Raw genomic sequence first — 22,110 nt, 5'->3', positions numbered from 1 at the left:
CGGCTGTCCCGCTAACGGTCGTCCATAACACATCTGTCTTCAACGGCCCGCGGATCGGCGAGCCGTGTTCACTCGGGCAGGGTCCGCGGCAAACCGAAGTGGGCGGCGAGCGCAGGCTCGAACCGGGTCACTTCGTGGACCTTGTCGCCGGCGACTGTGATCACGAACAGGCCGCGGCTGTGCCATAGTCCGGTGACCCGATCCTGGGCGTAGGCCGAGTAAGCCGGTTGTCCGTTCGCCCGGGTCTGCAGGATCCGATCGTGCCGGGCGCCGGTCTGCATCGCGGTGAAGAAGCGGGCCGCGGCCGCCCGGCCGTGATACTCGAACGGTAGCGGCGGCATCCGCAGCCAGGCGTCCTCGGTCAGCAGTTCGACCAGCCGCGGGATGTCCATCAGACAGAACGCGTCCAACCAGGCCTGCACCACGGTCCGTTCCTGCGCCGATCGCGGTGGCGGTGGCGGCTCGGGCGCCTCCTCCACCCGCAGCGTCGCCCGGGCTCGCTTGAGTGCGCTGGTCACGGCCTCCTCGGTGATCTCCAACATCTCGGCCACCTCGGCGGCCCGGAAGGCGAGCACGTCGCGCAGCACCAGCACGACGCGTTGCCGCGGCGGCAGCAGCTGTAACGCCCGTACGTAGGCGAGCCCGATCGTCTCCCGTCCGGCCACCGCATCGGCCGGATCCTCCACCAGCAGATCATCCGGGTAGGGCTGCAGCCAGGCGACCTCGGACGAGGACGACGGCTCGGGTGGTTCGCGGCTCAACGGCGTGGCCATCGGCCTTCTCCTTCCGGCTCTCAACTGATCGAGGCAGCGATTGGTCGCGATCCGGTAGAGCCAGGTGCGCACCGAGGAGCGATGTTCGAAGTCCGGGTAGTGCTGCCAGGCCGACAGCAACGTGTCCTGGATTGCCTCCTCGGCGTCCTCCAGCGAGCCCAGCACCCGATAGCAATGCGCCTGCAGCTCCGACCGGTACGGGGCAACCAGGGCTTCGAATCCTGCTTCGTCCAGCGCGTTCATCTGATCCCATCCACCTTCGGATCGTGGTCCGACTTCACTGCTGTCGACGTCGGCCGAGCTCGAAACTGGGCGCTGCACAGGCGCCCAGTTCTCGGTCGGCGCCGGCGTCGATATGGGTGAATCCGCTCTTCGGAGGAGACACCATGACCGCCGAGCTCGCACCCGTTCCGTATCAACCGCAAGCTCAGTCGCCGCTCAGCCGCCCTCGGTTGGCAGCCGTACTGATTCCGTCGCTGGCCTTCCTGATGGTGACCCTCGACTCGCTCGTCGTGGTCACCGCGATGCCGCAGATCCACCGAACGCTCGGCGGCAGCGCCTCAGGAATGGCCTGGATCGTGAACGCGTACACCCTGGTCTTCGCCGCCGGCATCGTCACCGGTGCAGCACTTGGCGACCGGTTCGGCCGCCGGCGGATCTTCCTGACCGGGCTGGTGATCTTCACCCTCGCCAGTGCGGCCTGCGCGATGGCGCCGACGCTGGCCGTGCTGATCGGTGTACGCGCGATGCAAGGCTTCGGTGCTGCGCTGCTGACGCCGGTCGGACTGGCGTTGATCTCCGCGGCCTTTCCGCCCGAACGCCGCGGTGCCGCTGTCGGCATCTGGGGCGGCATCGCCGGAGTCGGGGTGGCCGCGGGACCGCTGGTCGGCGGCACAGTGACCCAGGATCTCAACTGGCATTGGGTTTTCTGGATCAATCTGCCGATCGGCGTTGCAGTCTTCGCGGCTGCACTGCGGGTGCTGCAGGAGAGCCGCGGACCGGCTCGGCGGCTCGACCTGCCCGGAATGATCTTGGTCGTGATCGCGATCGGGCTGCTGGTCGACGCCCTGATCAACGTCCCCGACGCGGGCCGGCTGTCGGCGCGCACCATCGGGCTGCTGGCCGCGGCCGCGGCGGCTGTCTTGATCTTGGTCGTGCTCGAGCGACGAGCGAGCGCACCGATGCTGCCGCCGGCGCTGTTTCGCCGTCGGAGCTTCCTGGCGAGCAATCTGGCCAACCTGCTGTGCTCGGCGGCGATCTTCTCGGCCGCGTACGTGACCAGCCTGTATTTCCAACTGGGCTTGGGACATTCGCCGCTCGGCACCGGGCTTCGGTTCCTGCCGTGGACCGCGATGCCGTTGATCATCGCGCCGCTGGCCGGCCGCTGGTTCGATCGGGTCGGCGCCCGTCGGCTGGCCGGATCAGGACTGCTGCTGCAAGCGGTCGGCTTCTGCGCGATCGCGGTGCTGGCCGGCGCCGGCGCCCCGTGGCCGGCCTTCATCGTCGCCTTCGTGGCGGCCGGCGCCGGAGTGTCGCTGGCCATTCCGACTTTGCCGGCCGCCGCGCTGGCCTCGGTCGATCCGGATCAGGTTGGGATTGCCGCCGGCGTCACCAACACCATGCAACGGATCGGTGCGGTGCTCGGCATCGCCGTGATCACGGCCGTCTTCGGCGCGCACGGCTCGCTGACCTCACCGACCGCGGTGATCACCGGCTTCCGCTGGGCGATCGGCGCCGCGGCACTGATCTCGATCCTGGGAGCCGTCACCACGCTGGCGATCAGGGCAGCAGACCGACCCGGGCGTACACGTCCTTGATGGTGGCTCCGGCGACCTCGCGAGCGCGTTCGGCCCCCTCGGCAAGGATCTTCTCCAACTCCGTACGCTCGTCCATCAGCTGCAGCGTACGGTCCCGGAACGGGGTGGCGAACGCGGTCACGGCGTCGGCAACGGCGCCCTTGAGGTCGCCGTATCCCTTACCTGCAAAGGAATTCACCAGGTCGTCGATGCTGTCGCCGGTGAGCGCGGACAAGATCGTCAACAGGTTCGCCACCCCCGGCTTGGCGTCCTCGTCGTAGCGGATCTCGCGTTCGGAATCGGTGACCGCGGACTTGATCTTCTTGATGTTGACCTTCTCCGGATCCAGCAACTCGATGATCCCGTTCGGCGAGGAGGCCGACTTGCTCATCTTGGCGGTCGGATCCTGCAGGTCCTGGATCTTCCCGACCGACTTGAGGATGTGCGGTTCCGGGACCACGAAGGTCTTGTCGTAGCGGGCGTTGAAGCGCTGCGCCAGATCCCGGGTGAGTTCGAGATGCTGCCGCTGGTCCTCGCCGACCGGGACCCGTTCGGCCTGATAGATGAGGATGTCGGCGGCCATCAGGATCGGGTACGCGAACAGGCCCACGTTGGCCGACTCGACGCCGCCCTTGGCGGACTTGTCCTTGAACTGGGTCATCCGGCCCGCCTGGCCGAAACCGGTCATGCAGGACAGCACCCACATCAGCTGGGTGTGCTCGGGCACGTGGGACTGAACGAAGACCGTCGCCTTGGCCGGATCGATGCCGGCCGCGATCAACTGGGCCGCGGCCCGCAAGGACTTCTCCCGCAACGCGGCCGGATCCTGATCGACGGTCAGCGCGTGCAGGTCGGCGACGCCGTAGAACGCGTCATGATCATCTTGCAGCGGCACCCACTGCCGCAGCGCGCCGAGGTAATTCCCCAGGTGCAGCGAATCGGCGGTCGGCTGGATCAGCGAGAGGACGCGGGGTCGAGCGTCAGCACGTACTGCTTCAGGCATGGGCGGCATTCTCGCACCCGTGGCAGCGCGGCCGGCAATCAACGGTCCCGAGCGACCCCATCAGGGTCCTGAGCAAGGTCCCGGACCGCCTGCTCGGCAGTGTGCTCCTCCGCCGACGAGTCCGAATCCGGCTCGTCCGGCAACGGCGTCATCCGGGCCCAGAACCGGGCCGCCCGCCGTCCGTCCAACTCGGTCACCCGCATCTCCAGCAGCACCCGACCCGACCGTTCCGCATCCGCCTCGTCGACGTTGATCACCGTCTCGATCTCGTCGTCCAACTCCGGGATCCGGCCCAGTCGCGCGACGAAGAAGCCGGCGACCGTGTCGTAGTGCCCCTCCGGCAACTGCAGCCCGGTCCGATCCGCGAAGTCCTCCAGGCTGAGCAGTCCGTCCACTTCATGATCATGTTCGGGTCCGTGCTCGGGGGCCGGTTCGTCGTACTCGTCGGTGATGTCGCCGATCAGCTCCTCGACCAGGTCCTCCAGGGTGACGATGCCGGCGGTGCCGCCGTACTCGTCGACCACGATCGCCAGATGCGAACCCTGCCGGCGCAACTCGGTCATCGCCAACAGCACCCGTACGGTGTCGGGCAGCGAGATCACCGGCCGGACCAGTTCCCGGACCGGCACCGACCGACTGCTCATCGCCGGGTTGAGCAGGTCCCGGATGTGCACGAAGCCGAGGATGTCGTCGGCCGAGTCGCCGGTGACCGGATAGCGCGAACGCGATCCCGTGCTCACCTCGCGGGCGGCCTGGTAGGCCGGCTGGGCGCCGTCGAGGAAGTCGACCTCGGTCCGCGGCACCATCACCTCCCGCAGGCTGCGGGTGCCGGCCGCGAACACATCGTCGACGATCTGCCGTTCCTGCTCGCCGAGGTTCTCCGAGCCACTAACCATCGCCCGCAGTTCCTCACTGGTGACCTCCTCCCGGGACGCCTTCGGATCACCGCCGAGCAGCCGGACCAGACCGTCGGTGGACACCCCGAGCAGCCAGATCACCGGCCGGGCGATCTTCGCGATCAGGTCGACCAGCGGCGCCAGCGCCATCGCGAAGGATTCCGAGCGCTGCAAGGCCAACCGCTTGGCGGTCAGCTCGCCGACCACGATCGACACGTACGAGATGGCGGCGGTCACCAGCACCAGCGCGACCGTGTCGGCCACGCCGGGCGCCAGATGCAGCTTCTGCAGTTGCCGGCCGAGCGGCCCGGCCAGGGTCGCGCCGCCGAAGGCCGCCGAGAGGAAGCCGGCCAGCGTGACGCCGATCTGCACCGCGGACAGGAATCGGTTCGGATCGGCGGTGAGCCGGGCAATGGTCTGGCCGCGTGTGCCGCGATGGCCGAGTTGCCGGACCTGGCTCTCCCGCAGCGACACCAGCGCCATCTCCGCGGCGGCGAACACGCCCCCGATGATCACGAACAGCAGGATCAGCGCAGCATCGCGCAGCACGCTGCTCATCGGACGCGACCGGGTCCAGGGGCACTCACGCCCATAAGACTAGGAGACGTTCACCGGATCCCCGGCCAGCTGCGCGTACGCCCCGGCGCGGGCCCGCAGATCGGCGTCGGCACCGAGTTCGATCACTCGACCATGATCAAGTACGGCGATCTGGTCGGCGTGCTCGATGGTGCTGAGCCGGTGCGCGATGGTGATCGTGGTCCGGCCGCGGCTCAACGCGTCCAGTGCGGTCTGCAGTCGGCGTTCGGTGGCGTTGTCCAGGGCGCTGGTGGCCTCGTCGAGGACCAGGACCCGCGGGTCGCGCAGCACCACCCGGGCGATCGCCAGGCGTTGTTGCTCGCCGCCGGAGAACCGCTGCCCACGGGCGCCGACCACGGTGTCCAACCCGGCCGGCAGACCGCCGATCAGGTCGTCGATCTGCGCCACCTCGAGGGCTTGCCACAGCTGTTCGTCGGTCGCTTCCGGGGCAGCGATCAACAGGTTGTCGCGGACCGTTCCGTGCAACAGATACGTCTCCTGGGTGACCACGCCGACCACTGCGGCGATCGTCTCGGCGGACAGCTCACGCAGGTCGTAGCCGTCGACGGTGACCGAACCAGTACTCGGATCGCGCAGTCTGGCCACCAGCGAGGCGAGCGTGGACTTGCCGGAACCGGTCGCGCCGACCAGGGCCAGGCTGCCGCCGGCCGAAACCCTCAGCTCGATGCCGTCGAGGGCGCCGGTCTCGGCTCCCGGATAGCGGTAGTCGACGCCGACGATCTCCACCTCGCCGCGGATCGCGGCCGGATCAATCGGCAGCGGATGGGTCGGCTCGGGAACGTCGGTGGTGGTGTCCAGGTAGCCGAAGATCCGGGAGAACAACGCCATCGACGCGATCCATTGGGCGGCCACGTTGAGCAGACCCATCATCGGCCGGAAGATGCTGCCCTGCAAGGAAGCGAAGGCGATCAAGGTGCCGATGCTGATCGTGCCGCCGGTGATCGGCAGGCCGGCCACCAGGTAGATCAGGGCCGGGATCGCGGCGAAGATGATCGACATCGTCGCCATCCGCCAACGGCCGGCCAACTCCGATCGCAGAGCAAGATCAACAAGCTCGGTCGAGGTTTCGGCGAACCGCCGCGAGCTGGCCTTGGTGGCACCCATCGTCTTGGTGAGCAGGGCGCCGCTGACCGACAGCCCCTCGTCGATCTGACTGGTCAGGTCGGCCATCCGACGCTGCTGTTGCAGCGTCATTTCCCTGCGTAGCAAGGCAACCCGACGGGTCAGGATGATCGCCGGCGGCAGCACCAGCAGGGTGAACAGGCTGAGCTGCCAGCTCAGGGCGATCATCGCGATCGCGGTGGCGACGACAGTGGTCAAGTTGCTGGCGATCGAGGTGGCGGTGGTGGTGACGACGTTTTGCATGCCGCCGATGTCGTTGGTCAGCCGGGACGTCACCTCGCCGGTGCGGGCGCCGGTGAAGAAGGACATCGACTGGGATTGCAGGTGGCTGAAGACTCTGGTCCGCAGCGTGTGCATCACCTGCTGGCCGACCTTGGTCGCGATCCAGGTCTGCAGTACGCCGAACAGTGAGGTGACCACGGTGACGGCGAGCATCATCGCAACCAAGATCACGAGTAGCCGGACGTCCTGCTGCGGCAGGGCGACGTCGATGATCTCGCGCAGCAGGAACGGGCTGGCCAAGCCGATCACCGAGGTCCCGACGATGATCAGGGTGACCATGATCAACTGGCCTCGGTACGGTCGGAACAGCTTAAGGATCCTGGCGATCTTGACCGGGCTCTCGGCGAGTTGGGCGCGGTCCTCGGGGTCGATCTTCGCGGGGCCGAAACCGCCGCCGGGCCCGCCGCGGCCGCCGCGGCCGCGTTGGTCACCGGCACGGGACGGTGCATCGGGTGGTGGAAGTGTGGTAGTGGCAGGCAAAGGCAAGTCCTTTCATCGTACGGACTCAAGGCGGTCCAGGCGCTCGATCAACCAGTACGGGATCGTGGCGCGACCGACATCTTGAGCTAACCTGATTGTGAGGATACCTCAGCATCTACCGGCACGTCAACACCTCGGGTCCTGAGCCTGTCGAAGGACCGCAAAGCCGAACCGCAGCAACCGCCCCGCTCGATCAGCGGACCAAGATCAACTCATTCGGATTCGGTGAGCTTGTGCAACAGCGCGGCCAGCCGGCGGCGCTCGGCGTCGGTAAGCCGGCCGAAGAAGATGGCGTCGTCGGCCCGGCGTGCGTCCTCGGTGCGCTCCAGCAACTCCCGGCCGGCTTCGGTCGCCCGGACCGCGGTCGCCCGCCGGTCCCCGGGCACCGCACCGCGCTCGGCCAGTCCGCGCTCGACCAACGCGTCGACCACATCGGTCACCGAACGATTGGCCACCCGCAACCGATCGGCGAGCTCGGTCAACCGCACCGGCTCACTGGTCACGATCGCCCGCAGGGCACGGGCCTGATGCGGCGACAACTCCCACGGTTGCAGCAGCTCGACCCAGCGGTGCCGCATCCGGTGCGACGCCCGACGCAGCAACTCCCCCAGTTCGTCCTCCGGACCGAGGTCGCCCTCTCGGTGGTTCATGGGCGCCGCCTGCTTCATGGGCTCAGCGTAGCTGCGCCCGTCCAACCAGCTGATCCTCGATCACCGCGCCGAGCGCCTCGATGCCGGCCCGGATCTCCTGCTCGGTCGAGGTGACATAGCTCAGCCGCATCGTGTTGTGCCCGATCCCGGAGGCGAAGAACGGCCGGCCGGGAACGTAGGCGACGTTGCGATCCACCGCGGCCGCCAGCATCGGTTCGGTGTCGATGCCGGCATCGGTGGGCAACTGCACCCAGCAGAACATGCCGCCGTCGGGATCGGTACAAGCAACACCTGGGGGGAAGTTCTCGGCGATGGAGTTGATCATGACCGCGGCGCGCTTGCCGTACTCGGCGCTGATGATCTTGATCTGCCGTGGCAGCACGTCGTCCAGCAGTTCGGTGACGATCAACTGGTTCAGCGTCGGCGAGTGCAGATCCGCTGCCTGCTTGGCCATCACGAGCTTGTCGATCACCGGTCGCGGCCCCTGGACCCAGGCATCGCGCAGCCCAGGTGCGAGCACCTTGGAGAAGGTGCCGAGCATGATCACGTTCAGATCGTCGACCGGGGTGCCGTCGGCCAGCGCGAGCTCGAACAGGGTCGGCACCCGTTCGCCGCGGAACCGCAATTCGTTGTAGGGACCGTCCTCGAGGATGGTCACGCCGTGCCGCTTGGTGATCTCCAGCAGTTGCCGGCGGCGCTCGACCGACAGGGTGCGGCCGGTCGGGTTCTGGAAGGTCGGCACCAGGTAGATCAACTTGGCCGGCGTCGTACGAAGTTGATCTTCAAGCGCCTCCGGCACGACGCCGTCGTCGTCGGTGATCACCTCGACGAACCGCGGCCGGTAGGGTGCGAACGCCTGCAGCGCGCCGAGGTAGGTGGGCGACTCGACCAGCATCACGTCGCCCGGGTCGATCAGCACCCGGCCGAGCAGATCCAGACCCTGCTGGCTGCCGCTGGTGATCTGCACCTGGTCCGGTGCGAGCCCGCCGCGATCGGCGATCCACGTCCGCAACGGCAGATGTCCCTCGGTGGTCGAATACTGCAGCGCGGCCGGTCCATGGTCGGCGTACACCTTCTCGGTGGCCTCACGGATCTCGGCCAACGGGAACAACTCCGGCGCCGGCAGGCCGCCGGCGAACGAGATCACCTCGGGCCGCTGGGTGATCTTGAGGATCTCCCGAATCGCACTGGACGTCATCGCCTGCGCAGTCGCACTCACCCGGATCATGGCCGAATTCTGCCCGACTTGTCAGCCTCACGAGGCGCCATAACGCCTCGTGACGCTGACAACTCGGTGTGGAGTGCTCGGTATGTGAGAATCGCAGGCGTGACTTTGCGGATCAGCGTCATCGGTACGGGCTACCTCGGCACCACTCACGCGGCCGGGATGGCCGAGTTCGGGCACGAGGTGATCGGGGTCGACGTCGAGCCCGAGCGGGTCAAGCTGCTGAACTCCGGCCAGGCGCCGATGTACGAGGTCAACCTCGACCCCCTGCTGGAACGACACACCGCAAGCGGCCGGCTCCGCTTCACCACCGACTACGCCGACATCGCCGATTGGGCCGACGTGCATTTCATCTGCGTCGGCACTCCGCAGGCGCCGTCCGGCGCGGCCGACCTCGCCCAGATCAACTCCGTACGCGACGGGCTGGCGCCGTTGCTGACCAAGCCCACACTGATCGTCAACAAATCCACCGTCCCGGTCGGCACCGCGTCGGCATTGCGGCAGCAGATCCGTGCACTCGCCCCGGCTGGGGATGCCGTCGATCTGGCGTTCAATCCCGAGTTCCTGCGCGAGGGCCTTGCCGTCGAGGACACTTTGCGTCCGGATCGGATTGTGCTCGGCATCGAGGACGAGGTTTCCCTGGCGATCCTGGACCAGGTCTACGCGATCCCGTTCAGCGAGGACACGCCGCGGGTGATCACCAACTTCGCCACCGCGGAGTTGATCAAGAACGCCGCCAACGCGTTCCTGGCGACCAAGATCAGCTTCATCAACGCGATGGCGCAGCTCTGCCAGGCGACCGGTGGCGACGTCACCCAGCTCGCCGACGCGATCGGCTACGACAAGCGGATCGGCCGCGGCATGCTGAACGCCGGTCTCGGCTTCGGCGGCGGCTGCATTCCCAAGGACATCAGGGCTCTGGCCTACAGCGCCGACGAACACGGTGTCGATGTACTGAGCAACCTGATCGAGAGCGTGGAGAAGATCAACAACGGTCAGCGGGCCGAGGTCACCCAGCTCGCTGTTGATCAACTCGGCGGTTCGGTGGACGGCAAGCGGGTCGCCGTGCTGGGGGCGAGCTTCAAGCCGGGGACCGACGACACACGCAACTCCCCTGCCCTGACGGTGGCCGATCAACTGCATGCCCGCGGCGCCGAGGTGATCATCTTCGATCCGCAGGCCAAGCTGGCACCGCGGGAGAACTTCACCCAGGTCGACACCGTCGAGGCCGCCGTACGGGATGCGGACATCGTCCTGCACCTGACCGAATGGCCCGAATTCCGTAATCTCGACCCCGCCGCACTGGCGGACCTGGTGAAGACCAAGATCATCATCGACGCCCGCCTGAAGCTCAACCCCGCCACCTGGCACGTTGCCGGCTGGAAACTCGTACAACTAGGCCGCGCCGCCACCCTCTAATCCGACTTGTCAGCGTCTCGACGCGCTATAGCGCTTCCTAACGCTGACAAGTCGGAGATTCTGGGTACGCCCATCGAGATCAGGTCGGCCACCAACGGACCCGGCTCGAGCCGGACTTCGAACGCGGTGGCCCGTAACACCCACCGCCGGCTCACCACGACTCCACGCTCCCTGCGCATATCGGCCTCCCACTGGCTGACGTCATAGTGATGTCGGCCGTCAATTTCCAACACCAGAATCTCCCCGGTCGGCAGATCCCACTCGCAGTCGAGATACCGCCATTTCCCGCTCGCGTCCTTGCGCCGCACTTGGCGCTTGGGCGGCTGTAGACCGAATCGCCGGCAGACTCGGGCCATGTCGATCTCGCCCAGTGCCTGCGCACCTCCTGCAATGTCGACCAGCGCCAACCTCATGTAGCGCTTGTGCCGGACACGACCGACGCGACCGAGAGCCTCGTCGAGTTGCTCGACCGTGCAGAGCCGCTGCTGCACAGCCATCGCAAGCATCATGCAAGCGAACCGCGGCCACGGTTGCCATGCAGCGGCATCAACCACAGATCTCGCAACCGGGGTACACGGCAGACCGCCGATCACCGTGCCGTCTCCCGGACGGATTCGTCGCGACTCGTGTACTCGCACACCGGGCAGAGGTGTTGTGTGCCGACCCCTCGGAACGATCAGGTGGATCACTTCCCGTTCACGTGCGCGGCTTTCAAAGCCCGCTAGTTCCAGGGCTGTGTGACTACCCAGCAAGGACGCCGGACCCGCGTCCAACACGGCGGCCCACATCGTCTGCAGACGTCCGGGCGCGATGTTCTGCGTTATCACCACCGACTCGCCGATCGCCATCCATCGACGAGCGGCCAATTGCGCACGTACGAACGATGCCGTGACGCCAAGGTCTCGGAGTTGGTCACGGTGGACCGCACCTGCTTGCCGTAGTGCCGTCGCCGCCAGCCGCCGATCGCCCTCTGTACCCGGGAACATGGTCCGAAACTCTGCCGCAGTTCGCGCGGGACACCAGCCGAGTTATCCACACCCCCGAGTTGTCAGCCTTAAGAAGCGCTATAGCGACGTCTAACGCTGACAAGTCGGTTAGAGGAGGGCTTTGACGCGGGGCTCCAGGAGGTCGACCATGCGGGTGAAGCCGAGGTCGGTGGGGTGCGAGCTGTCCACGGTGCCCTCGTCGTCGTCGCCGAGAAGTTGATCATGGCCGAGGTAGTGCAGGTTGGTGTCGCCCTCGGCTCGCAGCAACCGGTACGCGGCCGCGAGCTCGGCGCGCCGGGCCCGGTGCGCGTCCAACACCTCGGTCCGGATCCAGGCGTTGGTCAGGGTCCGGTCCTCGATCAGCAGGATCGGCGTCCTCGGATGGTCAACGCGCAGGCGCCGGACGAAGGGTTCGGCCCGTTCGGCGACTTGCTCGGCCGTCATGTTCGGCAGGCAGTCGATCAGATAGACGGCAGGGTCGAGGTCGGCGAGCACGTCGGCCAGCTCGATCTCCATCTTGGCGTTTCCGGAGAAGCCGAGCCCGAGCACCGGCCGGTCGAGCCGTCGGCCCAGCTGCGCCGGCATCGCCATCCCGCATCGAGACGCCGCCGCGCCGTGCACGATCGAGGTGCCGTAATAGGCGATCGGGGCGACCGGATCGCGTTCCAGGATCTCCAGGCGGGATTGCTCCGGCACGCCGACGGCGATCTCGTCGGCCTGGTTGAACAGCGGCAGGTACAGCCGATATTCGCGCATCCCGTCGAAGGGGCGGATCTCCGACAGCAGGACCGCGGTGTTGGTGCCGCCCTCCGCCGGCGCGGCCCAGGAGGCCCACCGCAACCGGCCATGATCATCTTCGGCGTACAGGTCCAGCCCGCTGACCGAACTGGCCGGCATGTGCGGCATCGCCACCGGCCCGTCGGGCAGTGTCCATCGGGCGGCGATCTCGGTCGCGTCGGTCCGGAATCGGTAGTACAGCCCGGCCGACATCCGGCTGAGCCCCCAGACGACGTCCGGTACGACGCCCTCGGCCCGGGCCGGCAACCGGTCGGTCAGACGCTTGGTGTCCGATGCCGGCCAACCCCGTCCTTCGGGCTCGCCCAGTTCGTACCAGCGGTAGTCGTTCGGCACGGTGGCCACTCTCTTCCTCGAGGCTTGATCAACACGGATTCCGCGGGCCGGAGTTGTGGGGAGCCTCACGTCACCCAGCGCACTCCGCGCGGGCTCATCTTGCTAGCGTCGGCCCTGGTAGTCCAGTTGGTTCGAATAGTCCAGTCGGGTCTGGGTAGCCAGTCCGTAGCGGACGCGCCGCAAGCTGTTCCAGTCGAGCCAGTCGTCCGAAGCCCTCAAGGGAGATCCAGTCATGAGTCCCGCACCCGTCAAGGTCGCCGTCACCGGCGCTGCCGGTCAGATCTGTTACAGCCTGCTGTTCCGGATCGCCTCCGGTGAACTGCTCGGAGCAAACCAGCCGGTCGAGCTGCGTCTGCTGGAGATCACCCCGGCGCTGAAGGCGCTGGAGGGTGTGGTGATGGAGTTGGACGACTGTGCCTACTCGACGCTGGCCGGGGTCGAGATCGGCGACGATCCGAACCAGGTGTTCGACGGGGTCAATCTGGCCATGCTGGTCGGCGCTCGCCCCCGCAGCAAGGGCATGGAGCGCAGTGATCTGCTGGAGGCAAACGGCGCGATCTTCACTGCGCAGGGCAAGGCGCTCAACGATCATGCCGCCGACGACGTCAAGATCTTGATCACCGGCAACCCGGCCAACACGAATGCGCTGATCGCCAAGAGCAACGCCCCCGACATCCCGGCCAACCGCTTCAATGCGCTGACCCGGCTTGATCACAACCGGGCCAAGGCCCAGCTCGCCGCGAAGGCCGGGGTCTCGGTGAACGAGGTCAGCAACGTCACCATCTGGGGCAATCACTCGGCCACCCAGTACCCGGACGCGTTCAACGCCAAGATCGGCGGCAAGCCTGCGGCCGAGGTGATCAACGACCGAGCCTGGATCGAGAACGACTTCCTGCCGACCGTGCAGAAGCGCGGCGCGGCCATCATCGAGGCACGGGGCGCCAGCTCGGCGGCGAGCGCGGCCAACGCGACACTTGAGCACATGCGGGACTGGGTTTCCGGGACGCCGGCGGGCGACTGGGTGTCGATGGCGGTGCCGACCGACGGTTCGTACGGCATCGCCGAGGGCGTCGTGTCCGGTTTCCCGTGTGTGGTCAAGAACGGCGAGTACGAGATCGTGCAGGGCCTGGAGCTGGACGACTTCTCCCGGGCCAAGATCGACGCCTCGGTTGCCGAGTTGAACGAGGAGCGCGAGGCGGTCAAGAGCCTCGGCCTGATCTGAACCGCTGTGCGTTGATCGTCGTGGGAACCGATGCCGTGGCCAGGCTGAGAGCGAATTGACAGTACCTGCCGATAAGCTGAGAGCGCCCGGTTCCGACATGTCGGGCTTGTGACCCGCCGAAGGTGACTTCCGCGGGTCCATCCGACGCAAACGACGAAATGATGGCGGTATGAGTTCTCCCTACGGATCCAATCCCTACGGCGACAAGCCCGAAGACGGCTCGGGCGCCGACAACTCGGGGGCCGACAATTCGGGTTCGACCGGTTCGGGGTCGACCGGTTCGGGGTCGGGCCAGCCCGACTACGGCCAGCAGACGCCGTACGGCCAAGACCCGCAGTACGGGCAGCAGCAACAGCAGCCGTACGGACAGCAGCCTCAGCAGCCGTACGGGCAGCCGAGCGCCGGCGGCTACGGCAGCACTCAGTCGCCCTACAGTGCACAGCAGCCGCCGCAGTCCGACTACGGCCAGAGCTATCCCGGCCAGCAAGGAAACTACCCCGCCGGCAACGCCTATGGCGCCCAGCAGGGCAATGCCTACGGCGCGCAGCCTGGTTACGGCCCGTACGGTGCAGCCGCTCCGGTCAAGCATCCGCAGGCACTGCCGGCGATGATCCTGGGCATCATCTCGATCCCGTTCTCGATCGGCTGTGTCGGCCTGATCACCGGCATCATCGCGATCGTGCTGGGCAACAAGGCCCGCAAGGAGATCGACGCCAACCCGGCCGCGTACACCGGTCGGCAGCAGGCCAGTGCCGGGCTCTACTGCGGCATCATCGGCGTCGCGCTGCTGGTCGTCTGGGTGATCATCGGTCTGGCCGTTCGCGCCGGTTCCTAGGGCGTGTCCCAGTCCGTCGACGTCGTGTGGTCCCGGTCGGCTGTGACCCGCCGGGACCGTAGGCTTGAGGCCGCTCCAGCAGAAAGGCTCCGCCGATGGCCAGCGGTTACAGCCCCCAGGATCCGTACCAGCACGGACAGGCAGGCGATCAGTCACCGGCCGGCTACTACGGCCAGCCCCAGGGCCGGCCGGGTCCGGCGCAACCCTTCCAGCAGCAGGGATACCAACAACAGGGATTCCAGCAGCAGGGTCAGCCCTACCAGGGACAGCCGGTGCAAGGCCTTCCGACGCAACACGGGCAGCCCTACCCGCCGTATGCGATCGCGCCGGAACATCCGCAAGGCACCACCATTCTGGTCCTGGGCGTGGTCAGCATCGCGGTGCCGGTGATCGGCTTCGTCGCCTGGTACATGGGCCACAAGGTGCAACGGGAGATCGAAGAGACCGGCGCCACCTACAGCAATGTCGGCAACATCAACGCCGGCAAGATCATTGGCATGATCATGTCGATCCTGAGCATGGTCGGAATCGCGTTCTTCATCGTCTACATGATCTTCGTGTTGATCATGGTTTTCGGAGTGGCCGGATCGATGGGCTGATCGCCGCTGCGACGATCGGCTTGGTCGAGGCCCCGGGCAGTTGCTCGGGGCCTTTCCTTTCTGGTGTTGAGTTCTGGACCCGTTCAGTTCTGCGGGACCAAGATCGACAACGCGATGATCGCCGCCCCCATGCCGATCAGGATGATCACGTCGAAGAACCGGCTGCGTACGCGCAACAGGCCCGCCTTCGCGGTCGGCAACAAGAGACGTTCGAGCCCGCCGACCGCGAGGAACGCACCGACCACCAGACAGCCGAGCCGCCATTGACCGATGGCCACCAGCACCAAGCCGGCGATCATCCCAGCCACCACGACCGCCAGCGACACCATCTCTGTCGGGGTCAACTTCGGTGGTCGCGGCCGCCGGCCTTCGGGGTTCGCAGTCACTGCCAGCGCACCGTCCGGCCCTGCACCCACCAACGCTGCCGGGCCATTCGGGCGACGACCTGGACCAGCAACGCGCGCTCGCTGATCTTGATCCGTTCGTGCAGCGATTCCTCGTCGTCGTCGTCCAGCACCGGTACGGCGGCCTGGGCCAGGATGGCGCCGCTGTCCACGCCCCCGTCGACCAGGAACACGGTGGCCCCGGTGATCTTCACCCCGTACTCGAGCGCGTCGCGGGCGCCGTGCATCCCCGGGAAGCTCGGCAGCAGGGCCGGATGCGAGTTGATCATCCGGCCGCCGAAGCGCTCCAGGAAGGCCGGCCCGACTAGCTTCATGAAGCCGGCGCTGACCACCAGATCGGGAGCGTAGCCGTCGACGAGATCGCGCAGTCCGACGTCCCAGGCGTCGCGATCGGCGCCCTTCTTCAACCGGTGTACGAAGGTGGGAACGCCCGCTGCCTCGGCGCGTTCCAGCCCGGCGATCTTGCCGCGGTCGGCGCCGACCGCGACGATCTGAGCACCGAAGCCGGGATCGGCCTGGGCGTCGATCAGGGACTGCAACAGCGTGCCCGAACCGGACACCAGGACGACCACGCGGAAACCCACGTCCGGAAGCCTATCGGCATCCGAACCAAGCCCGAGATCGCGGCTCACTCGGCGTCCTCGAGAACCCGCGATCACCAGGTCCAAGGTTGGGCTGCTCGGTAGTGGCCGCGATGACGAGTGCTGCTCATGCGCCGTTCGGAAAGCAGGTACGGCCGGTTCGATCTCGTGCCTGGTGGGAAAACGGACGGGAAATAGGTTCGGGCCGGGATTCGATCTCGTGTTCGGTGGGAAAACGGACGGGAAGCAGAAGAGCGAATTCAGGCGGAGCGCCGTTGCTCGCTCGCGTCGTCGGCATCGTGGTCTGCATTGGAATCGCCCACGGCCACTGTTTCCTCGGTGTCGTCGACCTCTCCGACAGGGACATCCGCGTCGACGTCGGCGCGGTCGACTTCCCTGGACGCGGCGACCGCGCCCTTCCCGGCCCCGTCATCGACCGACTGCTCCGCGGCCGGAGAGCTCGAGGCCGTCGACCCGGCGTCGGTTCGCTGGGTGGCTTCTGCCGTCCGCGCGGAACGGCGGCGAAGGTGCGCGATCAGCCCGAACACCAGGCCGCAGATCAGCCCGGCCAGGCCGAGCAGCGTTCCGCTCATCACCAGCAGCTCCACCAGCCGGGGTCCGGTGCCGGCCAGCCGGCCGTCGCCGAGATCGCCACCGGTGAAGAACGCCAAGCCGGTGAAGACGAGTCCGGCGAGCAGTCCGGCCAACCCACCGACCAGCGCCGTCTCGTCGAAGCGGGCGGCCGGGCGGCGGCGTACCACGATCAGGGCGGCGACCGCACCGGCGACCACACCGGACGCCAGCCAGAACAGCCCGCGATCCGAGCCGGGTCCGGTGGCCGGCAGCGCACCCAGCGCCGGGATCGACGGCAGCAGGCCGAGGGTCACCCCGGACGGCGCGACGACCGACCCCTGCCCGATCGAGAATCCGGCGCCGAGGGCATAGCTGGCGCACCACACGATGATGTTCGGCAGGAACGCCGCCTGGGCCACCCACAAGGCGATGCCGCCGACCACCCCGGCGCCGAGACCTGCCGACAGCGCGGTGATCCGGTCCAGATGCAGCAGCACGCCGGTCACCAGTACGGCGATCCCGGCCAGCAGCAGCACGCCGACGGCGCAGGCCACTGCGAGCGGGACCGGCCGGGCCCAGCCCGGCAGTCGGTCCCACACCCGTACCCGCAGACCACGCACGCTGCCCCAGGTCGAGCCGACCACGGCGATCACGGCAGCGCCCAGAATCGCGTACGAGGTTTCGGCGCCCGTCGCCAACCCGACGGCGGCGACGGCCGCGGCATAGCTGACCGAGCAGAGTCCGACCGTGCCCAAACCGACGGCGCGTCGATGGGCAGGCTCGGGTGCGGCGTAGCGGACCGCGGCTCGGGCGAAGCGGCTGATCATGAACACGATCAGCAGGCTCATGCCGAGCGGAACCACCGACCAGGTCACCGAACCCAGCTGGGCCGGTGCTCCGTTGGCCAACAGCCACAAGGTGGTACCGACCTGCAGGGCGTCGCCGACCTCGCCGCGAGTGGCGGCCAACCAGCCGACCACGCTCAGGCCGGCCACGATCACCCATCCCGCGAGCGCAGTCGCCAGCCCACCGGCGACGGCGACCAGCTGCCAGCCGTAGCGCGGACCGGTCGGCTCGGATTGTTCGCGGCTGATCGGCTCGGTCGGTTCGGTCGCGGTCAACCGGACATCGGGAGCAGGGCGCCGGGAACGCCCGGGACGGCGCGGTGAAAGCAGAGAGGCCATGGCCCGTCCATGCTCACCCAGCCGATCTGTCATTCCCATCAGACACGCCCGAAGCCGGCCGGCCAAGAAAATCCGGCCCCGTACGGAGCAATTCATCCGCACCGATCCAACAGGTACAGTTCAACCGGCCGCGTCGCGGCGGCAGCAGTGAAGTTCAGTCAGCAGCAGGGAGTTTCGTCGGAGCATGGGCCCCAGCGAACGGAGCGAAAACCGACCACGCCGGGGACGCGGCGACGACGAATCCGCCGAGGATTCCGAGCAGACCCGGCCGGCACGTCGGCACCGGTCGGATGCCCCAGATTTTCGGCCGGCCGGGACATCGGGCACCGATGCACCCGGCAGCGCTACCCCGGCTGATGCCGAGGTCGGCGCAACCGAAGCCTCCGATGCTTCCACCTCCGAGGATGCTTCCACCTCCGAGCCCGCTGCCCCGAAACCCGAGACGACCAAGCCTGAGCCCCAGAGCACCGAGCAAGCTGTCGCCGAGGCACAGCGCGCGGAACGGATCGCCGAGCTGCGCGAGCTCAGGGACTCGGTCACCGGGAAGCACGGGTTGTCGCAGAAATCCGATCGCCCCGACGTCGGGCATCGGCGCAACGTGGCCGAGCTCGAGGCCGAGCCGCACCGCGGCCGACGAGTCGGCCTGATCGTGGGCGCGGTCGCCATCGTGGTCGCGGCAGCGGTGGTCGCGGGGTTCCTCACCGTGGGCAACAAGCCGACTCCGGCGGCCCAGTCACCGGCAACAGCCGCCACGACGTCGGCCCCGACCAGCATGATCAGTGCGCAGACGATGCTGTCGCCGAACTCCCTGAACCAGGTCATCGACGAGAAGTGGAAGGTCGACAACGACCAGCCCGCCGGCGACGACAACGCGCCGGTGCCGGCCTGCCTGAGCAACCTCCCCGACGACGGCCCGAAACCGTCCAACGCCCGGGTCCGCACCCTGACCGCCGACGGTGCAGGAGATCCGGCGGCGCTGCATCTGGCTCAGGCGTACAAGTCGGCCGAGGACGCGACCGAGGCGTTCGCGCTGCAGTCCAAGGCGCTCGGCGAGTGCAACCTGAAGGGCAGCTACATCTCCGACGCCCGGGTGATCACCGGCCTCGGCGACCAGGCCACCGGGATCGCGTTGTCCGACGACCTCAAGGACAGCTACCGCGCCGTCGTACTCAATCGGACCGGGCGGGTGATCAACGTGGTCGACGTCACCGAAAGCAAGCAGGCGCCCGACCTCGGCAAGACGGCCCAGGCGGTCGGCCAGCTGACCGACACCCAGTGCACGATCGCGGTCGGAGTCTGCGCCAGCGACCCGTCGATCACCCCTGGGCCGCCGCCGATCGGAGGCGATCAGCCGGGATTCCTGGCGCTGGCCGACCTTCCGCAGCCGGTCAACGGCAAGGGCACCTGGGGTGGGCTGGAGCCGGGATCGCCCGCCGACGTGACCACCTCCGGCTGCGAGAACGTCGACTTCGGCACGCTCGCGGCGGACAACCGGACCGCCCGCAGCTACGTCCTCACCGACAAGCCGAAACAGATGCCGAAGACCTTCGGGTTGGATCAGATCGTGCTGAGCATGAGGAACAACAAGGACGCCACGTCCGAGGTGAAACAGATCGTCGACAACCTCAAGTCCTGCGGGGATCGGCTGCCGACCGCGTCGGTCAGCGATTTCACCAAGGTCACCGGCCGAGGCGCCGACAACACCGAGGTCGCCGGCACCGTCGCCCTGGTGAACCAGAAGGTGTCGGCCGACGAGACCTCCCGCTACCGGGTCGGTGTCGTCGCCGCCGGCGACAAGCTGATCTACACCTTCCTGCCGCGGCAGGGCGACTGGGACTTCACGAGCGATCAGTGGCAGACCGTCACCGTACGCGCCGGACAGCGCGCCACCCAGGTCCGCTGAGCCGCGTCGATCATCCCGACTGTTCGGCTCGGAGTGCCGGATAGACAGCCAGCGGTTTTTCGCCCGGCCAGCGCCGGGTGAGCTCGGCGAGCAACCGCTGCGCAACGCCCCGCAGCCCGGGAACCGCCCCGGTCCGCTCGGCGAAGCCGACGAAGACCTGCAGCCTGCTGAGCTCTCGCGCCCGGACGCTGGCGATCCCCCAGGTCCGCGACTCGGTCAGCACGCCGGCGAAAGTCCACTCGAAGGAGGCAATCAGCCAGTACGCCATCAGCCGGCTGACCGCATCGTCGTACAGCCGATCGTCGGCGGCCTCCGGGACGCCGGCGATCAACTCGGCCCGGTACGCCGCCGCAACCTCCTCCTCGACCGCGGATGGAAGCCGATTGCAGCACCAACAGGTGGGAAACGGCAGCTGAGGATAGAGCCCGTCCAGCAGGGCATGGCCCGGCCGGGCGAATTCGAAGTCGATCAGTCGTACGCCATCGAGTGCGACGATCACGTTGTCGGGACACGAGTCACGGTGGACGAGGACCGTGAACGGTCCCGGTTGGGAGACCGACGTGCGAACGGCGTCCAGTTCGGCAACCGCCTGCTCGTCGAGCCCCGGTAATCCCAATTCCCGCAGTTGGTCGCCGAGGCCACGAATTCCACCGTCAAGGGCTTCGGCGTGCGCTTGCAGCGCTCGGTCACTGTGAAGCTCGATCGGAGCGCCCAGTTCGGTGACCACCTCGTCCCAGATCTGCATCCGGCCGGCAGTCGCGGCGTGCAGCGCACCCAGGCGGCGTGCGTAGGCCACCAGTGAGCTGCGAGCCGCCGGCCCGTTCTCTCCCAGCAGGGCTCCGGCCAGATCGGGCGCGCTGCCCAGGTCCTCGAAGATCATCAGGCCGAGTCGGGAATCGACGCCATGGCATCGCGGCACGTGCTCACCCGGGGCGATTCGGGTCAGGAACATCGCCGCAGTCGCCTCCTGATAGAACCGCCGCCGAAGGTCGTCCGCGGCCTCCGGGACATCGAATCCGACCGTCTGCTTGACGATGAACGTGGTGCCGGCCGCGGGGCCGTCCGTGGTCCGGACCCGGACGACCGTGTTCCGCCGGTCCTTCTCGGACAGTCGTTCGACCAGGTCCACCGGTTTGCCCAACAGGTCGCCGACCGCGGCGAGCAACATGTCCACGCGGGAATTATCGCAGTGAGCCGATAGCCTCTGGCCATGGCGCAGGTCAAGATCTACGGTTCTCGAGGAATCTGGCAGGACCGGCGGCGCGAGGTCTCGGACCTCGTGCACGCCGCCCTGATCAAGACCTGGCAACTGCCCACCGAGAAGCGGTTCCACCGATTCCTGTTGCTGGACGACGGTGACCTGATCGCACCCCGCTCGGCCGACTACCTGATGATCGAGATCATTTGCTTCGACGGCCGATCCGACGAGGCCAAGAAGAAGTTGATCATGGAGCTGTACGGGGCCGTCGCACCGGCACTCGGACTGGCCGAAGATGATCTTGAAGTCGTGATCATCGAGAGCCCGAAGCAGAACTGGGGCATCCGGGGTGTCGTGGCCGACGAATTGAAGCTCAGCTACCGGGTCGAGGTCTGATCCCAACTCCGGCCGGGCGATCCCGGATCGATCGCGGAGCTGCGACATCGGTGAGCACGTCGGCCACACCAGCACCACAGGCTCGTCCGGCCACCGGGCCACCGGTGCAACGAACCCATTCCTGGACGGCCGGATCGGCGTTGGCAACGGTCGCCGCTGCGAACCCGTACCGACCGTCCAACATCGGCTTGTCGTTGAAGTTGTCGCCGAAGGCCAGGACGTCCTGGGCCGCAACGCCGAAGTGTCGGGACAACGCGAGCAACGTTGTCCCCTTGTCGCAGGCCCGGTCGTAGATGTGGACGATGGTGCCGTTGCAGTTCGCTGCCAGCGGGCCACCGGCCAACCGCGGCTCGAGCCAGTCCAGCAGTTCCAGCGCCTGCTCGGCTGACTGGAAGGTGAGCCACCACATCCCGCGGGCCCGGCCGGCGCGTGGATCGCTGGGCCGGCAGCTCCACCCCCGACCCGCGGACTGATCTTCGAGCCGTCGGCACCACTGCTCGGCCATCGGCTCCAGCGCAGTCCAGCGCCGCTGGACGTCGCTGTTCCACGGCTCCAGCGGCCGCAGTTCCGGACGTCCGCCACGGCCCGATTCATGATCAACCAGCTGGACCCAGCGTTCGTCGCCGATCAGCGCGTCGAAGCAGAGAAGTACGTCGTGCCGGACGAGCAGCTCGGCCTGGAAGTCGGTCGATCGGCCGGAGTTGATCACACACCGGACTCCCGCATCGCGTACGGCCCGGATGGCCGCCAGGCACTCGTCGGCAATCGTGTCGCCGTTCTCCAAGATCGTTCCGTCCAGGTCGAACGCGACAAGTTCAATCGACACTGCTGCACTCCGTCACACAGCGGCCGTGC

At 67.5% G+C, this 22,110-nt stretch carries 20 protein-coding genes; 7 read left to right on the top strand and 13 right to left on the bottom strand.

Features of this window, described 5'->3' with window-relative positions; translation table 11 throughout:
• Positions 1 to 68: 68 nt before the first annotated feature.
• On the bottom strand, positions 69 to 1,016 hold the full coding sequence (locus tag FOE78_RS06740) for an RNA polymerase subunit sigma-70 (protein ID WP_143985611.1): 948 nt from the start codon (positions 1,014 to 1,016) through the stop codon (positions 69 to 71).
• Between the two features lie 143 nt (positions 1,017 to 1,159).
• Here FOE78_RS06740 and FOE78_RS06735 point away from each other — a divergent pair, with 143 nt between their 5' ends.
• Positions 1,160 to 2,590 carry an MFS transporter gene (locus FOE78_RS06735; protein WP_143985610.1) on the top strand — a complete coding sequence of 477 codons (1,431 nt, stop codon included), beginning with the start codon at positions 1,160 to 1,162 and terminating at the stop codon, positions 2,588 to 2,590.
• Here FOE78_RS06735 and trpS read toward each other — a convergent pair.
• The 5 genes from trpS to FOE78_RS06710 all read right to left on the bottom strand — a co-directional run bounded on the left by trpS (position 2,553) and on the right by FOE78_RS06710 (position 8,827).
• Positions 2,553 to 3,572, bottom strand: a complete 1,020-nt coding sequence (trpS, locus tag FOE78_RS06730) for a tryptophan--tRNA ligase (RefSeq protein WP_210414853.1) — start codon at positions 3,570 to 3,572, stop codon at positions 2,553 to 2,555. The two genes, FOE78_RS06735 and trpS, sit on opposite strands and share 38 nt — an antisense overlap.
• 38 nt (positions 3,573 to 3,610) lie before the next feature.
• Entirely contained in the window at positions 3,611 to 5,026 is a 1,416-nt protein-coding gene (locus FOE78_RS06725; RefSeq protein WP_143985608.1) for a hemolysin family protein, read from the bottom strand.
• A 39-nt stretch (positions 5,027 to 5,065) separates the two neighbouring features.
• Positions 5,066 to 6,949: an ABC transporter ATP-binding protein gene (locus tag FOE78_RS06720; protein WP_143985607.1), complete on the bottom strand. Its 1,884-nt coding sequence runs from the start codon at positions 6,947 to 6,949 to the stop codon at positions 5,066 to 5,068.
• A gap of 212 nt (positions 6,950 to 7,161) precedes the next feature.
• A complete protein-coding gene (locus tag FOE78_RS06715) occupies positions 7,162 to 7,599 on the bottom strand; it encodes a MarR family winged helix-turn-helix transcriptional regulator (protein ID WP_143985606.1) in 438 nt (145 codons plus the stop codon).
• Positions 7,600 to 7,621: 22 nt separating this feature from the next.
• Entirely contained in the window at positions 7,622 to 8,827 is a 1,206-nt protein-coding gene (locus FOE78_RS06710) for an aminotransferase-like domain-containing protein (RefSeq protein WP_210414852.1), read from the bottom strand.
• Positions 8,828 to 8,926: 99 nt separating this feature from the next.
• Between FOE78_RS06710 and FOE78_RS06705 the strand changes: the two genes are divergently transcribed.
• Positions 8,927 to 10,243, top strand: coding sequence for a UDP-glucose dehydrogenase family protein (locus FOE78_RS06705; RefSeq protein ID WP_210414851.1), 1,317 nt, complete (start codon positions 8,927 to 8,929; stop codon positions 10,241 to 10,243).
• On the opposite strand, the gene FOE78_RS06700 is transcribed toward FOE78_RS06705, so the two are convergent.
• Both FOE78_RS06700 and FOE78_RS06695 read right to left on the bottom strand, forming a co-directional pair.
• Positions 10,240 to 10,740 (bottom strand): hypothetical protein, encoded by a 501-nt coding sequence (locus FOE78_RS06700; RefSeq protein ID WP_143985605.1) that lies wholly within the window; start codon positions 10,738 to 10,740, stop codon positions 10,240 to 10,242. The two genes, FOE78_RS06705 and FOE78_RS06700, sit on opposite strands and share 4 nt — an antisense overlap.
• Before the next feature lie 597 nt (positions 10,741 to 11,337).
• Positions 11,338 to 12,360 (bottom strand): SGNH/GDSL hydrolase family protein, encoded by a 1,023-nt coding sequence (locus FOE78_RS06695; protein ID WP_143985604.1) that lies wholly within the window; start codon positions 12,358 to 12,360, stop codon positions 11,338 to 11,340.
• Between the two features lie 232 nt (positions 12,361 to 12,592).
• Between FOE78_RS06695 and FOE78_RS06690 the strand changes: the two genes are divergently transcribed.
• From FOE78_RS06690 to FOE78_RS06680, 3 genes are all read left to right on the top strand, one after another.
• A complete protein-coding gene (locus FOE78_RS06690) occupies positions 12,593 to 13,582 on the top strand; it encodes a malate dehydrogenase (RefSeq protein WP_143985603.1) in 990 nt (329 codons plus the stop codon).
• A gap of 169 nt (positions 13,583 to 13,751) precedes the next feature.
• The gene (locus tag FOE78_RS06685; RefSeq protein WP_143985602.1) at positions 13,752 to 14,417 is read left to right on the top strand and encodes a DUF4190 domain-containing protein; all 666 of its coding nucleotides are present in this window, start codon (positions 13,752 to 13,754) and stop codon (positions 14,415 to 14,417) included.
• Between the two features lie 95 nt (positions 14,418 to 14,512).
• Positions 14,513 to 15,016 (top strand): hypothetical protein, encoded by a 504-nt coding sequence (locus tag FOE78_RS06680; RefSeq protein ID WP_143985601.1) that lies wholly within the window; start codon positions 14,513 to 14,515, stop codon positions 15,014 to 15,016.
• Between the two features lie 83 nt (positions 15,017 to 15,099).
• Here the strand turns inward: FOE78_RS06680 and FOE78_RS06675 are convergent, their stop codons facing one another.
• From FOE78_RS06675 to FOE78_RS06665, 3 genes are all read right to left on the bottom strand, one after another.
• Entirely contained in the window at positions 15,100 to 15,402 is a 303-nt protein-coding gene (locus tag FOE78_RS06675; RefSeq protein WP_210414850.1) for a DUF3017 domain-containing protein, read from the bottom strand.
• Positions 15,399 to 16,004, bottom strand: a complete 606-nt coding sequence (gene purN, locus FOE78_RS06670) for a phosphoribosylglycinamide formyltransferase (RefSeq protein ID WP_143985600.1) — start codon at positions 16,002 to 16,004, stop codon at positions 15,399 to 15,401. The genes FOE78_RS06675 and purN overlap by 4 nt, the downstream gene beginning before the upstream one ends.
• Before the next feature lie 257 nt (positions 16,005 to 16,261).
• Positions 16,262 to 17,695, bottom strand: a complete 1,434-nt coding sequence (locus tag FOE78_RS06665) for a cell division protein PerM (RefSeq protein ID WP_143985599.1) — start codon at positions 17,693 to 17,695, stop codon at positions 16,262 to 16,264.
• Between the two features lie 247 nt (positions 17,696 to 17,942).
• Between FOE78_RS06665 and FOE78_RS06660 the strand changes: the two genes are divergently transcribed.
• A complete protein-coding gene (locus FOE78_RS06660) occupies positions 17,943 to 19,661 on the top strand; it encodes a hypothetical protein (protein ID WP_143985598.1) in 1,719 nt (572 codons plus the stop codon).
• A 10-nt stretch (positions 19,662 to 19,671) separates the two neighbouring features.
• Here FOE78_RS06660 and FOE78_RS06655 read toward each other — a convergent pair whose 3' ends face one another.
• Positions 19,672 to 20,829, bottom strand: a complete 1,158-nt coding sequence (locus FOE78_RS06655) for a phosphotransferase (RefSeq protein WP_228266187.1) — start codon at positions 20,827 to 20,829, stop codon at positions 19,672 to 19,674.
• A gap of 42 nt (positions 20,830 to 20,871) precedes the next feature.
• Between FOE78_RS06655 and FOE78_RS06650 the strand changes: the two genes are divergently transcribed.
• Complete coding sequence (locus FOE78_RS06650) at positions 20,872 to 21,255, top strand: tautomerase family protein (RefSeq protein ID WP_143985596.1); 384 nt, start codon at positions 20,872 to 20,874, stop codon at positions 21,253 to 21,255.
• On the opposite strand, the gene FOE78_RS06645 is transcribed toward FOE78_RS06650, so the two are convergent.
• Positions 21,233 to 22,081 (bottom strand): HAD family hydrolase, encoded by an 849-nt coding sequence (locus tag FOE78_RS06645; protein WP_143985595.1) that lies wholly within the window; start codon positions 22,079 to 22,081, stop codon positions 21,233 to 21,235. The two genes, FOE78_RS06650 and FOE78_RS06645, sit on opposite strands and share 23 nt — an antisense overlap.
• Between the last annotated feature and the right edge of the window lie 29 nt (positions 22,082 to 22,110).

It is taken from the genome of Microlunatus elymi (assembly GCF_007362775.1).
Classification (GTDB): Bacteria; Actinomycetota; Actinomycetes; order Propionibacteriales; family Propionibacteriaceae; genus Microlunatus; species Microlunatus elymi.
Note: the sequence above shows the minus strand (reverse complement) of the source record. Positions and strands in the feature narration are given on the sequence as shown.

Bases quoted from the DNA above. Each gene is read 5' to 3' on its own strand.
- trpS (WP_210414853.1), bottom strand. From the start codon at position 3,572: ATGCCTGAAGCAGTACGTGCTGACGCTCGACCCCGCGTCCTCTCGCTG.
- FOE78_RS06680 (WP_143985601.1), top strand. From the start codon at position 14,513: ATGGCCAGCGGTTACAGCCCCCAGGATCCGTACCAGCACGGACAGGCA.
- FOE78_RS06715 (WP_143985606.1), bottom strand. From the start codon at position 7,599: ATGAACCACCGAGAGGGCGACCTCGGTCCGGAGGACGAACTGGGGGAG.
- FOE78_RS06740 (WP_143985611.1), bottom strand. From the start codon at position 1,016: ATGAACGCGCTGGACGAAGCAGGATTCGAAGCCCTGGTTGCCCCGTAC.
- FOE78_RS06710 (WP_210414852.1), bottom strand. From the start codon at position 8,827: ATGATCCGGGTGAGTGCGACTGCGCAGGCGATGACGTCCAGTGCGATT.
- FOE78_RS06655 (WP_228266187.1), bottom strand. From the start codon at position 20,829: ATGTTGCTCGCCGCGGTCGGCGACCTGTTGGGCAAACCGGTGGACCTG.
- FOE78_RS06685 (WP_143985602.1), top strand. From the start codon at position 13,752: ATGAGTTCTCCCTACGGATCCAATCCCTACGGCGACAAGCCCGAAGAC.
- FOE78_RS06735 (WP_143985610.1), top strand. From the start codon at position 1,160: ATGACCGCCGAGCTCGCACCCGTTCCGTATCAACCGCAAGCTCAGTCG.
- FOE78_RS06700 (WP_143985605.1), bottom strand. From the start codon at position 10,740: ATGGCTGTGCAGCAGCGGCTCTGCACGGTCGAGCAACTCGACGAGGCT.
- FOE78_RS06650 (WP_143985596.1), top strand. From the start codon at position 20,872: ATGGCGCAGGTCAAGATCTACGGTTCTCGAGGAATCTGGCAGGACCGG.
- FOE78_RS06725 (WP_143985608.1), bottom strand. From the start codon at position 5,026: ATGAGCAGCGTGCTGCGCGATGCTGCGCTGATCCTGCTGTTCGTGATC.
- FOE78_RS06690 (WP_143985603.1), top strand. From the start codon at position 12,593: ATGAGTCCCGCACCCGTCAAGGTCGCCGTCACCGGCGCTGCCGGTCAG.
- FOE78_RS06660 (WP_143985598.1), top strand. From the start codon at position 17,943: ATGGGCCCCAGCGAACGGAGCGAAAACCGACCACGCCGGGGACGCGGC.